This window comes from Terribacillus sp. JSM ZJ617 (assembly GCF_044383785.1).
In the GTDB taxonomy this organism is placed as follows: domain Bacteria; phylum Bacillota; class Bacilli; order Bacillales; family Amphibacillaceae; genus Terribacillus.
The window spans coordinates 986,736-1,002,753 of sequence record NZ_JBISEQ010000001.1; the positions used below are offsets into that span (position 1 = coordinate 986,736).

17 protein-coding genes are annotated in these 16,018 nt (G+C 45.0%); all 17 read left to right on the top strand.

The window, feature by feature from the left end:
* The first annotated feature begins 82 nt into the window (after nt 1–82).
* The 17 genes from hprK (at nt 83) to ACH6C1_RS04830 (ending at nt 16,002) form a co-directional block, all read left to right on the top strand.
* On the top strand, nt 83–1,039 hold the full coding sequence (gene hprK / locus ACH6C1_RS04750) for an HPr(Ser) kinase/phosphatase (RefSeq protein WP_095224114.1): 957 nt from the start codon (nt 83–85) through the stop codon (nt 1,037–1,039).
* Nucleotides 1,026–1,844, top strand: coding sequence for a prolipoprotein diacylglyceryl transferase (gene lgt, locus ACH6C1_RS04755; RefSeq protein ID WP_374075058.1), 819 nt, complete (start codon nt 1,026–1,028; stop codon nt 1,842–1,844). Before hprK ends, lgt begins: the two co-directional genes overlap by 14 nt.
* Before the next feature lie 21 nt (nt 1,845–1,865).
* The gene (gene ppaX / locus ACH6C1_RS04760) at nt 1,866–2,537 is read left to right on the top strand and encodes a pyrophosphatase PpaX (RefSeq protein ID WP_374075060.1); all 672 of its coding nucleotides are present in this window, start codon (nt 1,866–1,868) and stop codon (nt 2,535–2,537) included.
* Nucleotides 2,509–3,018, top strand: coding sequence for an acyltransferase (locus ACH6C1_RS04765; RefSeq protein ID WP_374075062.1), 510 nt, complete (start codon nt 2,509–2,511; stop codon nt 3,016–3,018). Before ppaX ends, ACH6C1_RS04765 begins: the two co-directional genes overlap by 29 nt.
* 31 nt (nt 3,019–3,049) lie before the next feature.
* Nucleotides 3,050–3,592 carry a glycerol-3-phosphate responsive antiterminator gene (locus tag ACH6C1_RS04770; RefSeq protein ID WP_095224110.1) on the top strand — a complete coding sequence of 181 codons (543 nt, stop codon included), beginning with the start codon at nt 3,050–3,052 and terminating at the stop codon, nt 3,590–3,592.
* 275 nt (nt 3,593–3,867) lie between these two features.
* The gene (locus ACH6C1_RS04775) at nt 3,868–4,710 is read left to right on the top strand and encodes an MIP/aquaporin family protein (protein WP_374075065.1); all 843 of its coding nucleotides are present in this window, start codon (nt 3,868–3,870) and stop codon (nt 4,708–4,710) included.
* Nucleotides 4,710–6,200 (top strand): glycerol kinase GlpK, encoded by a 1,491-nt coding sequence (gene glpK, locus ACH6C1_RS04780; RefSeq protein ID WP_374075068.1) that lies wholly within the window; start codon nt 4,710–4,712, stop codon nt 6,198–6,200. The genes ACH6C1_RS04775 and glpK overlap by 1 nt, the downstream gene beginning before the upstream one ends.
* A gap of 198 nt (nt 6,201–6,398) precedes the next feature.
* Nucleotides 6,399–8,081 (top strand): glycerol-3-phosphate dehydrogenase/oxidase, encoded by a 1,683-nt coding sequence (locus ACH6C1_RS04785; protein ID WP_095224107.1) that lies wholly within the window; start codon nt 6,399–6,401, stop codon nt 8,079–8,081.
* Between the two features lie 123 nt (nt 8,082–8,204).
* Entirely contained in the window at nt 8,205–9,212 is a 1,008-nt protein-coding gene (locus tag ACH6C1_RS04790) for a tetratricopeptide repeat protein (RefSeq protein WP_374075072.1), read from the top strand.
* 93 nt (nt 9,213–9,305) lie between these two features.
* Nucleotides 9,306–10,259, top strand: a complete 954-nt coding sequence (trxB, locus tag ACH6C1_RS04795; protein ID WP_095224105.1) for a thioredoxin-disulfide reductase — start codon at nt 9,306–9,308, stop codon at nt 10,257–10,259.
* Between the two features lie 290 nt (nt 10,260–10,549).
* Entirely contained in the window at nt 10,550–11,017 is a 468-nt protein-coding gene (locus ACH6C1_RS04800; RefSeq protein ID WP_093880390.1) for an NUDIX hydrolase, read from the top strand.
* A 14-nt stretch (nt 11,018–11,031) separates the two neighbouring features.
* A complete protein-coding gene (rapZ, locus tag ACH6C1_RS04805) occupies nt 11,032–11,913 on the top strand; it encodes an RNase adapter RapZ (RefSeq protein ID WP_095224104.1) in 882 nt (293 codons plus the stop codon).
* The gene (locus ACH6C1_RS04810; RefSeq protein ID WP_095224103.1) at nt 11,913–12,857 is read left to right on the top strand and encodes a gluconeogenesis factor YvcK family protein; all 945 of its coding nucleotides are present in this window, start codon (nt 11,913–11,915) and stop codon (nt 12,855–12,857) included. The genes rapZ and ACH6C1_RS04810 overlap by 1 nt, the downstream gene beginning before the upstream one ends.
* Nucleotides 12,858–12,887: 30 nt before the next feature.
* Nucleotides 12,888–13,838, top strand: a complete 951-nt coding sequence (whiA, locus tag ACH6C1_RS04815) for a DNA-binding protein WhiA (protein ID WP_374075076.1) — start codon at nt 12,888–12,890, stop codon at nt 13,836–13,838.
* 109 nt (nt 13,839–13,947) lie between these two features.
* Nucleotides 13,948–14,214: an HPr family phosphocarrier protein gene (locus ACH6C1_RS04820; protein ID WP_374075078.1), complete on the top strand. Its 267-nt coding sequence runs from the start codon at nt 13,948–13,950 to the stop codon at nt 14,212–14,214.
* Between the two features lie 122 nt (nt 14,215–14,336).
* Nucleotides 14,337–15,344 (top strand): signal peptide peptidase SppA, encoded by a 1,008-nt coding sequence (sppA, locus tag ACH6C1_RS04825; protein WP_374075080.1) that lies wholly within the window; start codon nt 14,337–14,339, stop codon nt 15,342–15,344.
* A 13-nt stretch (nt 15,345–15,357) separates the two neighbouring features.
* Nucleotides 15,358–16,002 (top strand): RDD family protein, encoded by a 645-nt coding sequence (locus tag ACH6C1_RS04830; RefSeq protein WP_374075082.1) that lies wholly within the window; start codon nt 15,358–15,360, stop codon nt 16,000–16,002.
* Nucleotides 16,003–16,018 lie beyond the last annotated feature (16 nt).

Below are 16,018 nucleotides of genomic sequence, written 5' to 3' on the forward strand. Positions count from 1 at the left end.
GCAGGGCTTTTTTGTGCCTAGGTATCTATCTTTTCTGGAAGTATGCTAGAATAAACAAGAATTGTTAGGATGGAGGGTTCTTATGGCAAAAGTGGTCATTCAAGATTTATTGGATCGTTTCAATCTGGAATTGCTGACAGGGGATACAGGCGTACAGCGTGAGATTTTCATGAGTGATATTTCCCGTCCTGGTATAGAGTTGACTGGTTATTTTAAATATTATCCGAAGGATCGGCTGCAGCTGTTCGGGAAGACTGAGCTTTCTTTCCTGGAGGAACTGACAAGCGAGCAAAAGCGTGAGCGTTTCGAAAAGATATGCTCTGATGTGACGCCGGGTCTTATCATCACAAGAGGCCAGGAAGTACCGCCTGAAATGAAGGAAGCGGCAGAAGCTGCTGGTGTACCGATATTGCGTTCACCACATAAGACGACGCGCGTCATCAGCCGGATTACGAACTTCCTGGAGGCGAAATTTGCGCCGTTTACCGCAGTGCATGGCGTATTGGTGGATATTTACGGTATAGGTATTCTGATCACTGGACAGAGTGGTGTTGGTAAGAGTGAAACAGCATTGGAGCTTGTCAAACGCGGGCACCGTCTCGTTGCCGATGACAGTGTGGAAATCCGGCAGGAGGATTATGATACCCTTATCGGAAATTCTCCTTCTTTAATCGAGCATTTACTGGAAATTCGGGGGTTAGGCATCATCAACGTGATGACGCTATTTGGCGCGGGTGCAGTGCGCAGCCACAAGAAAATTTCCATCGTCATCAACTTGGAAACATGGGATCAGTCGAAACAATATGATCGAGTCGGTCTGGATGAAGACACGATGAAAATCATGGATGTAAATGTGCCGAAGATGACAGTACCAGTCCGCCCTGGACGCAACTTGGCAGTCATCATCGAAGTAGCTGCGATGAACTTCCGTCTGAAGCGTATGGGCGTGAATGCAGCTGAAGAATTTTCACAGCGTCTTACCAAAATGATTGAAACTGGAAAAGATAATGAGGGAGATATGACGGATGGAAATGTGTGAAGTACAACCGCTTAACCGGGTATTTCTGCAGCTCGGTTCAGTGTCGATTTATTGGTATGGCGTCATTATCGCAGTCGGTGCGGCGCTTGGACTATGGCTTGCTATCCGCGAATCCAAAAAACGCGGATTACATAAAGATACATTCGTCGACTTCCTTGTATTTGCGATACCAGCAGCCATTATTTCAGCACGTATCTATTACGTCGTTTTCGAATGGGAAAGCTATGCGGATGGTCCGTTTTGGAAGGTGTTTGCAATATGGGAAGGCGGCATCGCCATCCATGGTGCCTTGATCGGTTCCATCATCACAGCAATTATTTTCTGCCGTGTGAAAAAGATTTCCTTCTGGAAGTTGGCGGATATAGCGGCTCCTAGTTTAATTCTTGGACAGGCAATCGGACGCTGGGGCAACTTCATGAACCAGGAAGCGCACGGTGGACCTGTTTCAGCAGAAGCATATCAAAACTATATGCAGTATCTCCCGGATTTCATCAATAACCAAATGTGTATTGATGGCGTTCTTTATCACCCAACATTCCTTTATGAATCATTGTGGAATATACTTGGGTTCGTTATTTTGCTCGTCCTTCGCAGAGTGAATCTGAAACGCGGGGAAATGTTCTTGTTCTACCTTGCTTGGTATAGTCTTGGACGCTACTTTATCGAAGGAATGCGGACAGATAGTCTTGTAGCTGAGGGATTGCGTGCAGCGCAAATCGTCTCGATCGTGGCCATCGTCATTGCGATAATTATAGTTATTATCCGCCGGCGTCCTGGTGCGAATACACCTCGTTATAAAGATTAAGAAATAGGGAGGCGAGTGCGAATGGCAATCACGACATTGTTGTTTGACCTTGATGGAACGCTGATAGATTCTAATAGTCTGATTCTAGCTTCATATACTGCTACACTGGAGCAGTATACGGGGCGGACGTATGAGCGGGAAGAACTTCTTCCGTTCATAGGTCCTCCGCTGAAGGATGTGTTCGAAAATATCGATCCTGTAAGAGCGGAAGAAATGATTGCAGCATACCGGGAACACAATCTGAAGCATCATGATGCTTACGTTGAGGCTTACCCGTATGTGGCAGAAACATTGCAGCAGCTCAAGCAGGCTGGCTTCAAGCTAGGTATCGTTACGACGAAGATGCGCGATACTGCTAAGCGAGGGCTGCAGGTATGCGGGCTTGGCGGGTTGTTTGATGTGGTAATCGGGTATGATGATATCAAACAAGCAAAACCTCATCCAGAACCCGTTATGAAAGGTTTGGAGGCGCTCGACAGCTTGCCAGAGGAAGCGATCATGATCGGAGATAATTACCATGACATCGAATCTGGTAAAAATGCCGGCACTAAAACTGCGGGTGTGGCTTGGTCAATCAAAGGCAAGCAATCTTTGCTGGCTTATGGACCGGATTATATGCTTGAGGATATCCGTGACTTATTCGATATCGTAAAGGAAGAAGTACATGCGCAAAACGGAAAGCTATCCCGTTAAAGGGCCGAATTCGCTTTGGCAGCTTTACAAAACAGTTTCCTTTTGGAAGGTAGTAAAGAATTTCATCGTCATCCAAATTGGCCGCTATACGCCTTTTCTTGGTGTGAAAAATTGGCTGTATAAGACATTTCTTAAGATGAATATCGGCAAAGAAACAGCACTGGCTCTCATGGTCGTACCTGACTTCCTCTTTCCGGAGAGGATCAGGATTGGTAAGAATACGATTATCGGCTATAATACGACGATTCTGGCTCATGAGTATTTGACGACAGAATACCGTCTTGGTGACATCACTATCGGGGATAATGTGATGGTAGGAGCAAATACGACGATACTGCCAGGTGTCACAATAGGAGACGGAGCGGTTGTCTCCGCTGCCACGCTCGTCCATCGGGATGTGCCTCCTGGTGCGATGGTCGGCGGTAATCCGATGCAAGTGATTTATACAGCAGAACAACGCAAGAACAAGCAGACAACTTAGTGTGTCTGCTTGTTTTATAAGGAGGAATAGAATGGATTTAGGACAGCGCATTTTGCCTGCAGCTCGTAATGAAAGAGACTTCGACGAATTGCTTCAGCGGGAAGATATGCAGATGATGGTCCTGCTCGAAACAAGGATTGCACAGCTTCCTTCCCAGATCAAATATGCGAAGAAGGCTGGTAAGAAGGTGTTTCTGCATGTCGATTTGATACAGGGATTAAAAACGGATGATGCGGGTATGGACTTTGTCTGTCAGCGTCTGAAACCGGATGGTGTCATATCGACAAGGACGAATGTCATCCATGCAGCTAAAAAATATAAGATAACTGCAGTTCAGCGATTATTTCTAATTGATGGACATGCATTGGATCACAATCTTTCTTTAATCAAGAAAACACAGCCGGACTTTATCGAAGTGTTGCCGGGGTTAATTCCTCATATGATAAAAGAAGTATCCGAGCAAGTAGGCATCCCGGTCATCGCTGGAGGGCTCATTCGGACCCGTGAAGATGTGGATTCTGCATTGGAAGCAGGTGCGACAGCGGTTTCAACTTCTAAAAAAAGTTTGTGGTAAGTTGTTGACACCGCTTTCAAATAGGTGTAAAGTCTACCTATAAGTTAATATTTATGATCGGAGATACGGAGAATCCATTACCTTTTTAGTACACGCCAAAGGGCATACTATGTTATATTAGGTGATGGATTTTTCTTATCCAAAAGACAGCGCTTCCTTGTAATATTTTTAGGATGATCTTAGCTATTTTCTATGATTCTTCTGAAGCGCAGTTATTTTGGACGCTTAATGAAAGCGCTCTCCAAAAAAATCTATCAACAAAGGGGAAAATCGCAATGAGTATCTTCGCAGCCGAAACAATCGGCACAATGGTTCTAATACTCTTCGGGGGAGGAGTAGTAGCAGTAAGCAACTTGAGTAAGTCAAAAGGGGAAGGCACAGGCTGGATCACAATTACAATCGCTTGGGGTCTTGCAGTAGCTATGGGTGCCTATGCAGTAGGTGGCTTCTCGGGAGCTCACTTGAATCCGGCAGTGACACTTGGTTTGGCGATTAACGGAGATATAACTTGGGGTCAAGTACCAACATATCTAGCAGGTGAAATGCTAGGGGCATTCTTGGGTGCTGTACTCGTATTCCTAGTCTATTTGCCGCACTGGGCGAAAACGTCCGATCCGATGGCAAAGCTGTCTGTTTTCTCTACAGATCCTGCAATTGATAGTCCTGTTTCTAACATGCTGACAGAAATCATTGGCACATTCATCCTAATGCTTGGTATTCTATTCATTGGAGGCAACTCTTTAGCAGAAGGATTCAATCCATTATTAGTAGGTTTGCTCGTAGTTGTAATCGGGATGGCGCTTGGAGGTCCGACAGGATATGCTATCAACCCAGCCCGTGACTTAGGTCCGCGTATCGCTCATGCATTGCTGCCTATTCCAGGCAAAGGTTCTTCAAACTGGAAGTATGCGTGGGTTCCAGTTGTTGGTCCGCTGCTTGGTGGCGCATATGGTGCATATTTCTATAACGGATTTTTCAAGGAAGACTTGCAAGTAGGTTTCTGGATTTTATCTGCTGTCATTTTAGTTATCATTGTCGTTGCAGTCCGAGGGGAACTTGCAAAAGCTAATGCTGAAGCAGCAGCGACTAATGGTGTGAAAACAAGGGGGATTAAATAATGGAAAAATTTATCATGGCACTTGACCAAGGTACAACAAGCTCACGCGCAATCTTGTTCAACCACAATGGCGACATTGTGGAAACTGCACAAATGGAGTTCGAACAGTTCTTCCCGCAATCCGGCTGGGTAGAGCATGATGCGAACGAAATTTGGACATCTATCTCTGCATGTATGGCAGAAGTGCTTCGTAAAGCGGATATCGACGCGAAACAGGTTGCGGGTATCGGTATTACGAACCAGCGTGAAACAACGGTCGTATGGGACAAAAACACTGGCCGTCCGATCCACAAAGCAATTGTTTGGCAATCCCGTCAGACAGCGGACATCGTAAATGAATTGATTGAAAAAGGCCATAATGATTTATTCCGTGAGAAAACAGGTTTATTATTGGATGCTTACTTCTCCGGAACAAAAGTGAAATGGATCCTGGATAATGTGGAAGGCGCACGTGAAAAGGCTGAGAACGGCGACTTGCTGTTCGGTACAATCGATACATGGCTTGTTTACAAGCTGTCCGGCGGTAAAGCACATGTAACGGATTATTCCAATGCAGCTCGTACATTGATGTATAACATCCATGAATTGAAGTGGGATGACGAGCTGTTGGAAATCCTTGATGTACCGAAATCAATGCTTCCGGAAGTAAAGCCTTCCTCAGAAGTGTATGCCAACACAATCGATTATCACTTCTTCGGTGAAGAAGTACCTATCGCTGGTATCGCTGGTGACCAGCATGCTGCCCTATTCGGTCAAGCTTGCTATGAGCCAGGTATGGTTAAAAACACTTACGGCACAGGCTGCTTCGTCCTTATGCATACAGGTGAAGAAGCTGTAAAATCCGATCATGGTCTGTTGACAACAATTGCTTGGGGACTTGATGGAAAAGTGGAATATGCGCTGGAAGGAAGTATCTTCGTAGCAGGTTCAGCAGTTCAATGGCTGCGTGACGGCTTGAAGATCATCGAATCTTCTCCGGATAGTGAGCGTCTAGCTACTAGTGTTGCCGATAATGGCGGTGTTTATGTCGTTCCTGCTTTCGTAGGTCTCGGCACACCATATTGGGATAGTGATGCTCGGGGTGCAATGTTTGGTATCACGCGCGGCACAACTGGTGCGCATATCACACGTGCAACATTGGAATCACTTGCTTTCCAATCCAAAGATGTAGTTGACGCAATGATCGAGGATTCCGGTATCGATGTGAAGCAGCTTCGTGTTGATGGCGGTGTCGTGAAAAACGATTTCCTTATGCAGTTCCAAAGTGATATGCTTGATGTAGATGTAGAACGTCCAGTCATTCAGGAAACAACAGCCTTAGGTGCTGCCTACTTGGCTGGTTTAGCAGTCGGCTTCTGGGAAAGCCGCGAAGCGATCGCTAACAAATGGCAGATCGATCGTACGTTCAAACCGAATCGTTCCAAAGAAGAAAAAGATCAGCTCTACGCAGGCTGGAAAAAAGCTGTGGAAGCGACACGTACTTTCAAGTAATATAACTTTTCAAATCGGGAAGAGCATGTTATACTGAAATCACAAGTTAATGATTCGGCCCGAGACTTTGGAGAGACCGCGAATATCTATACATTGTATGGATTATTTGTGGTCTCTTTCTGCTTTCTATACATGACTTCTACACTAATGGGGTATAGAAATAATGGGAGCGCTGAATCTAAAAAGGAGTGTTCATGCATGACTGTTTTCTCTAGTAAAAAACGTAACGATATTTATGCAAATTTAACTGATAAACCTCTAGATGTTCTTGTAATCGGTGGTGGGATCACTGGTTCTGGTATTTCTCTAGATGCAAGAATGCGCGGAATGAACGTAGGTCTTGTTGAAATGCAGGACTTCGCAGCAGGAACTTCTTCTCGTTCAACAAAATTGGTTCACGGTGGTTTGCGCTACTTGAAGCAATTTGAAGTGAAAATGGTTGCTGAAGTTGGTAAAGAACGTGAAATCGTATACGAAAATGGTCCTCACGTAACAACACCAGAATGGATGCTGCTTCCTTTCCACAAAGGTGGAACATTCGGTCCGTTTACAACAAACATCGGATTACGCGTCTATGACTTTCTTGCAGGAGTAAAAAGAGCGGAACGTCGTACAATGTTGAAACGTGATGAAGTATTGGATAGAGAGCCACTAGTTAAATCAGAAGGTTTGCTGGGCGGCGGTCGTTATGTAGAATACAAAACAGACGATGCGCGTTTGACTCTTGAAGTTTTGAAAAAGGCCGTGGAAAAAGGTGTCCACGCAATCAATTACACAAAAGTGATTGAATTCATCTACGATGCTGGCGGTAAAGTGACAGGCGTTGTAGCAGAAGATCTTACAACTGGTGAAAAACACCGTATCTTCGCGAAGAAAATTGTAAATGCCGGCGGTCCATGGGTAGATACACTTCGTGAAAAAGACGGTTCTAAAAAAGGCAAAACGCTGCATCTTACAAAAGGTGTGCACTTGGTATTCGATGGCGAGCGTTTCCCATTGCGCCAAGCGGTATACTTCGATACACCAGATGGCCGTATGGTCTTCGCTATTCCGCGTGAAGGCAAGACGTATGTCGGTACTACAGATACAACTTATAAAGGTGACATCAAGCACCCAGTTATGACAGTTGAAGATCGTGACTATATCATCGATTCCATTAACTACATGTTCCCAACAGTGGAAATCACAAAAGATGATGTGGAATCCAGCTGGGCAGGTCTTCGTCCGCTTATCCAGGAAGAAGGCAAGAAGCCTGGTGAGATTTCCCGTAAGGATGAAATCTTCGTTTCTGACAGCGGTTTGATTTCCATGGCTGGCGGTAAGCTTACTGGCTACCGTAAAATGGCAATCGAAGCTGTTAATCTTGTGGCTGACCAGTTCAAGAAAGAGGAAGGCATCCTTTATTCCCAAGCGGATACGAAGAACCTTCCGATCTCTGGTGGAGAAGTCGGCGGATCCAAAGGCTTCGAACGCTTCAAAGAGCGTAAAGTGGATGAAGGAAAAGCAATTGGTCTTTCTGCTGAAGATGCACTTAAGATGGTAAGCCGTTACGGAGCAAACGTTGATAAAGTATTCGAGCGCTTCGAAACGCTGAAGGATGAAGCAAAAGCTGCTAACATCGATCCGCTTGTATTTGCACAGCTTCGTTATGCAATCGAAGAAGAGCTTGCATTCAAACCAGTCGATTTCTTTGTTCGACGTACAGGTGCTTTGCTATTCAACATCAACTTTGTTCATACAAACAAAGATGCGGTTATCGATTACATGGCTGAGACACTGGGCTATTCTGCAGAACAGAAAGCTGAGTATACTCGCGAGCTAGATGTATTGGCGAAAGAAGCAGTTGTGCCAGTTAAAGAAGACGACTTGCAAACTGTGTAAGCTTCCTCATCAAGAAGAGACTGTTTCCCTAAGGGGGAGCAGTCTTTTTTTCTTCAAGTGTAGGAGCAAATGTGGAAATATGGTATACTTCATGGGATATCTAAAAGCAGTAGGAGGAAACACATGCAAACGCTGGAACCAGCAGAGCAGCAGGCACGACCGTCAAATATCATCCCCTTCATTCCAGAAGGAGATTTCTATTATACAAAAGGCATTGAAGCCTATCGAAGCGGTAAGCTGGACAAAGCTATGAAATGGCTTAATAAAGCGATCGAAAAAGAACCGACGGAAGTGATCTATCACTGCCAGAAGTCGGTTATTTTTACGGAAATGGGATCATTCCATAAAGCAATCTATATACTGGATGACATCATTAAAGAGCATGGAGATGATTACGCGGAATGCTTTTATTTGCTTTCCCATAATTATTCCAAGCTTGGTTACATGCACGATGCAGAGAAGTACGCTAACTTGTACCTGGAAATGGATCCGGAGGGTGACTTCCGGGAACAGGCAGAAGAACTATTGACGTACGTGGAAGCCGAGGAAGAGGACGATGAGCTTTGGACAACAGAGGAAGAAGATGAGCTCATCATGTTCCAGGAGTCGGCGTTTTATTATTTAGAGCGGGAAGAATGGCAGTTTGCTTTGCCTATTCTGGAAGAGATGATGAGTATGTTTCCAGAACATATGCTTGCGAAGCACGAGTATGCTAAAGCACTTTTCTTTTCCGGTAATCAAAAGGAAGCAGTGCGAATGGAAGAAGAGCACTTGCTGAGTGAACAAGTCTCTGTTTACACTCATGTGAATCTTGCTATGTTCTATCATGACATGGATCAACTCGACCAAAGAGACGAACATCTTCGTCTGCTTCGCAATATCTTCCCCATCCATGAAGAGCAGCATTTACGTATCGCATGTGCCTTTTCCATGACAGGATACTATGAAGATGCCGTTGAACGCTTCCTTCATCTGGATAAAAGACGAGTGAAAGGACATGCTTCCTATTATAAGTGGTTCAGCTTGGCGGCGAAGAAGGCTGGTAACGGAGCTTATGCTGAAAAGCTATGGCAAGAAGGCAGCCGCAGATTCAGCCATCTGACAAAAGAAGATTTTTATTGGCTTTCTTAAAAGCTATAGGCAGAAAGATGGACGTTATGCGCAGAATCTTATATGCTAACGAGTAGATAAAACGACTGATAAAGAGGAAAGGGGTTAATTTACATGACTGAAGAAAGAATTTATGACGTGATCATTGCAGGTGCGGGACCGGCTGGTATGACTGCAGCAGTCTACACTTCCCGTGCGAATCTGGATACACTTATGTTAGAAAGAGGTATTCCGGGCGGTCAGATGGCAAATACGGAAGATGTAGAGAACTATCCTGGTTATGATTCCATCCTAGGACCTGATCTTTCCAACAAAATGTTCGAGCATGCGAAGAAATTCGGTGCGGAATATGCGTACGGAGATATTAAGGAAGTGAAGGACGGCAAGGAATATAAGACTATAATCGCCGGAAACAAAGAATATAAAACACGTTCCCTTATCATTACTACAGGTGCTAAGTGGAAAAAGCTTGGTGTACCAGGCGAGGATGAATTGAGCGGACGCGGTGTTTCTTATTGTGCCGTCTGTGATGGTGCGTTCTTTAAAAATCGTGAATTGATCGTAGTCGGCGGAGGAGACTCTGCTGTTGAGGAAGGTGTTTACCTGACTCGTTTTGCTGATAAGGTTACAATCGTTCACCGCCGTGACAAATTACGCGCACAGCCGATTCTGCAGCAGCGTGCTATCGCAAATGAAAAAGTTGAATTTATTTGGGATACAACTGTTGAGGAAATCAATGGTGAAAATAATAAAGTATCCAGCGTAACGCTTTTGAATCAGCGTACTGGAGAAAAATACGAAAAAACTGCTGATGGTGTATTCATCTATGTCGGAATGGTTCCATTGAGCGAACCGTTCCAATCTCTTGGCATCACAAATGATCTTGGCTATATTCATACGAATGAACGCATGGAAACATCTGTACCGGGTGTTTTCGCAGCTGGGGATATACGTGATAAAGAGCTTCGACAAATCGTGACAGCAACAGGAGACGGCAGTATCGCTGCCCAAGCTGCTCAAGGCTATGTGGAAACTCTGAAAGAAGAGCTGAATGCTATCGGCAAGTAATCAGCTAGGCCCTTCCTGTAAATGATTCTTAATGCTGCTGTAACATGGGCGACATAATCATTTGCTATACTGGTTTTAACTAATTGACCCCCTTTTAATAGATAAATTAGTTATTGGCATAGGTGTCTCGGCACCTATGCATTTTTTTTGTTCTTTTAGGGATTAACGGCGATTTTTGGTAAAGACTTAGGAAACATAATACTGTTTGAAGATAAACAGAAATAGTATAATATAGAGTGATGTGTAAAACGAACCGACATGTCCACTTACACAGAGAAAGAGGTGGAAGCATGCAACGTGTTGCAAACTGCATCTTGGCAGTTGATGACAAAGTTCTTTTATTGAAGAAACCGAGTAAGGGATGGTACTCAGCGCCTGGCGGAAAAATGGAACTAGGTGAGTCCGTCAAGGAAACTGCTGTCCGGGAGTTCTGGGAAGAAACAGGATTGACGATACATGAACCCGAGCTTCGAGGTACGTTTACTTTTGTTATAAAGAAAGGCGAGAAAGTTGTGCATGAATGGATGATGTTCACCTTCTTCGCTGAGGAATATACTGGTGATCTGCTTGAAGAAAGCCAGGAAGGCAAGCTGGAATGGATAGATAAAAAGAAAATCAAGGATTTGCCGATGGCAGAGGGAGATCGGGATATATTCGCCCATATGTTCAACACAGATGAGCCATTGTTCGGCACATTCGTCTACACGGAGGATCGCCAGCTGCTGCAGTCCAAGCTGGATCCGACGACACCAGAATAAAACGGGGGATACGCATGGAGAAACAGTTGAATGAAACCAAGCTCGTCATCATTACAGGTATGTCCGGAGCAGGCAAAACGGTTGCCGTTCAAAGCTTCGAGGACTTGGGTTACTATTGTGTGGATAATTTGCCCCCGGCTCTCCTGCCGACATTCCTTGATTTGATGCGTGATGCTGCCAATGATATTAAGAAGGTAGCACTTGTCATGGATTTGCGAGGCAGGGAATTCTTTGATTCTTTGTTTGAAGCATTGGACAAGCTGACACAGGAGAATTGGCTGGAGCCGCAAGTCTTATTCCTCGATTCAAAGGATGAAGTGCTCGTAACCAGATACAAAGAAACACGCAGGACGCATCCGCTTGCTCCGGAAGGTCTTCCTCTGGAAGGTATCCAGCAGGAACGTGCACTGCTTGATCAAATGCGTGGAAGAGCACAATTCATCGTGGATACTTCGACTTTGAAACCGAAGCAGCTCCGCGAGAAAATCATGAAACGCTTCAAGGATACCGATTATGAAGAGTTCACGGTTCAGATGCTGAGTTTTGGTTTCAAGTACGGGCTCCCAATTGATGCGGATCTTGTCTTTGATGTACGTTTCCTTCCGAATCCTTTCTATGTAGAGAATCTCAGACCGCAAACGGGCTTGGATGAACCTGTTTCGTCTTATGTATTCAAGTGGTCTGATACGCATACTTTCCTGCAGAAGCTTGAGGATATGCTCACCTTCATGCTGCCTCAGTACCGCAAGGAAGGCAAAAGTCAGCTTGTGATAGCCATTGGCTGTACTGGCGGGCAGCATCGTTCAGTAGCTATAGCTGAGTACCTAGCAAAAAGGTACAGCGATAATTATGCGACGCATGTCACGCACCGTGATGTAGAAAGGAAAAGCCACTGATGATAAGGAAAAAAATAGTTGCAATCGGGGGCGGAACAGGTATGCCTGTTCTGCTGCGCGGATTAAAACAGCTTCCGGTGGATCTTTCTGCAATTGTCACGGTAGCTGATGATGGCGGCAGCTCAGGTAAACTGCGAACCGAGCTTGCGATGCCGGCACCAGGGGATATCCGTAATGTCATCGCCGCATTGGCCGATGCAGAACCGATGCTGATCGATTTATTCCAGCATCGGTTCAAGGATGGCAATGGATTATCGGGGCATTCGATGGGGAATCTGCTGCTGGCGGCGATGACCTCTATATCCGGGGACTTTTATAATGGAATCAAAGAAATATCACGTGTACTTAAGGTGAAGGGCAATATTTATCCGATTGCCAATCAGAATGTCGTGCTGCATGCAGAGATGACGGATGGAGAGATTGTAACGGGAGAATCAAATATCCCGCTTGCGAATAAACAGATCAAACGAGTATTTGTCAGTCCGCTGCCGGTCAAGCCATTGCCGGATGCGATCGAAGCGATTAAGCAGGCGGATTTGATTGTCATCAGTCCAGGTAGTCTCTACACGAGTGTTATGCCGAACCTGATTGTACCTGAGATTGAGAATGCCTTACGAGACGCACCTGGCAAGGTTGTCTATGTATGTAATGTAATGACGCAATACGGCGAAACGACGGGTTATACAGCAGGAGATCATATTCAAGCAATACATGATCATATCGGAGTCGATATTGTCTCGACAATCGTCGTCAATAATAGTGCGATTGAGCAAGATATTCGTGAAAATTATGCAGAAGAGCATGCCGAACCGGTCGTATATGATATCAGTCGCTTAAAGTCTTTAGGTCTTGAAGTAATTGAAGCCGATATTATCGATCATCACCAGCGCAAGCTTCGGCATGATACACATAAAATAGCTAAGCTGCTTTACGCAATGCTGTAAAAGCGAGGCACGAGAAGGGGGGAGAGCTTCGTGAGCTTTGCATCAGAAATAAAGAAGGAATTGACGACAATTCCAATTGAAATGACGGATGTAAAAAGCGAGCTTGCAGCTTTGATCCGGATGAACGGCTCTGTCTCCTATTCGAGACAGGAATATATGCTGGATGTCCAAACGGAGAATGCGGCCATCGCAAGACGTATCTATACGCTGCTGAAGTCGATTTATCAGCATCCTATCGAATTGCTTGTACGAAAAAAGATGAAGCTGAAGAAAAACAATGTGTATATCGTGCGACTGAATAAGCAAGTGGATGACCTGCTGCGCAATCTGGAAATCCTCGAAGATCAATTCACTTTTGTCCGTACGATCAGCACATCTTTCACAGATACCGCTGAAAAGCGAAGAGCCTACTTGCGTGGCGCATTTTTGGCAGGAGGATCGGTAAATAACCCGGAAACATCCTCCTACCATCTGGAAATATTCAATACGCATAAAGAACATAGTGATGCGCTTTGCGAGCTGATGAACACATTTGATCTGCACGCCCGCAGTACAGAGCGCCGCAAGGGCTTTATTACTTATTTGAAGGAAGCGGAAAAGATCACGGAATTTCTCAATATCGCAGGTGCTCACAGTGCATTGTTTAAATTCGAGGATGTCCGGATTGTCCGGGATATGCGTAACTCAGTTAACAGGCTGGTCAACTGTGAAACAGCGAATCTCAACAAGACAATCGGAGCTGCCTTCCGCCAAGTCGAGAATATCAATTTCATCAAAAACACAGTTGGAATTGAGGCACTTCCTGATAAGCTGCAGGAAATCGCTGAACTTCGTGTCCAGCATCAGGATGTTTCACTCAAAGAACTCGGCGAGCTGGTTTCCACCGGAAAGATCAGTAAATCCGGAATCAACCACCGCCTTCGCAAAATAGATGAATTTGCGGATAGACTTCGTAATGGAACATCTATTAAAAAAGCGTAAGCAGGTATAAAGCCGATATAGCTTGTGGTATACTTAGAAGACACTCAATTGGGTGTTTTCTTTTTCATGATTTTGATAGCGCTTACTTGGAAGATGGGAGGAATCACATGTGATCCAAAAAACCTTGCGTGTCACCCTGGATACTGGTTTGCAAGCCAGACCTGCAGCAAGCTTCGTCCAGCAAGCCAATCGTTTCAGTGCCTCTGTGTTTGTGGAAAAAGGGAACAAATCGGTAAACGCCAAGAGCATCATGGGCTTAATGAGCCTGGCTATAGCCCAAGAAGAATTGATCACCTTGAAAATCGACGGTTCGGATGAGGCGGAAGCAATGGAGGAGCTGACAGCCTTCATTACCGCTCCCTCAGCAGCCAGCTGATTTTCCCGCAGAAAAGTCCTGAATAATTCAGGGCTTTTTTTTGCTAATATGTGGTAAGTGAGGCTATCCTAGTGTAGGCTATGTATTGTATGATTTTTATAAGAAAGAAAGGAGATTACATTTTGAACGCAAAACGTTGGATCGCCATCGGAATCGCAGCGGGCCTGCTCGCTATATCAGTCGGTTTTCAGACTTTGTTCGCTGTGATAAATACCAACTTCACAGACGCGATTGATACAGCAACAGGGAGCTCTTTTCTGAGTGAAGAAATTGTGGAAGATGGAGATATGATGAATCGGATTGCTGTATTGAAAGTGGAAGGCACGATTCAGGATACGGGAGAAGAAGCTTCGCTATTGGGAAGCGGTACATATAATCATGCAGCCTTTTTAGAGCAGTTAGAGCAGGCAGGCATGGATGATACTGTTGGTGGTGTCATCATTGAAGTGAACAGTCCTGGAGGCGGAGTTGTCGAAAGTGCTGAAATTCACGATAAGGTAGTGGAAATTCAAGAGGAATACGGAAAACCTGTCTATGTATCGATGGGGAACACGGCTGCTTCAGGTGGCTATTATTTAGCGGCAAGTGCGAATAAAATTGTTGCACACCCAGCTACACTTACAGGATCAATCGGTGTTATTATGTCTTCACTCAATTATGCGGAGCTTGCTGATAAGATCGGTATCAAAGAGGAAGTTATCAAGAGTGCGGAGCATAAGGACATTATGTCTGGAGCAAGAGACATGACGGATGAAGAGCGTGATATACTGCAGTCCATCATCGACGATATGTATGCTGACTTTGTCCAAGTCATCGTAGACGGACGCGGTATGCCGGAGGATAAAGTACGTGAACTTGGTGACGGACGTGTGTATTCTGGTAAACAAGCAATGGAAAATGGTCTCGTCGATGATTTAGGAGATCTGGAGGATACTATCGCTATGATGAAAGAAGAGCAAGGACTTGAAAACGCGGAAGTATTCGAATATACAGGAGATGGCTTTGGTATGGGCTCCTTCTGGGCAACAGCAGCCGAAGGTCTGTTTGTTTCCGATTCTGATCTGCTTGGTATCAAGCAGCTGATGGGTAAATCGAACTCACCTGAAGCAATGTATCTTTATACGGAATAGGGGGCGTTAGAAGATGGATAAAGAGAAACGTGAGCATCCAGAAGAACTGACGTCATCCGATCAGGATTATTCCAGAACAGATATACCTGAAACAACGGACACGGACGAATATACCGCGTCGGAAAAAGCAGCGGATGCCTATGAAAATACGTTTCAGGGGAAGCAAGCTGCTGAGATAAGGAATGACCAACAAGAAACAGAGATTTCTTTGACACCATTAGCAGATGAACGACGCTATGCAGGATTTTGGATGCGATTTTGGGCATATATCGTTGACCTAATTGTCGTATTCAGCTTGACGGGTCTGATCGTCAAACCATTCACGATGATTGATTCCTTCCGTGAAGCAACGCTTTGGATTTGGAGCGTCAGCGGTTTGCTTGGGGGTTTGGTATTTTTTGCTTACTTTCTTTTCATGACCAAATGGCGCGGGCAGACATTAGGCAAAATGATATTCGGCCTTCGAGTCATTCGGAAGGACGGAGAGAGGCTGTCATGGTCAGATACACTGATCCGGGAAGTAGTCGGCCGTTTCATTCATCGTCTTCTGTTTTTGTTTTTCCTATACGCAGTAGTAGCTTTTACACCAAAAAAGCAAGGCTTGCACGATTTGTTCGCTGACACACTTGTTATCCATGAAAAAAGCCATCCAGCATAAATGCTGGATGGCTTTT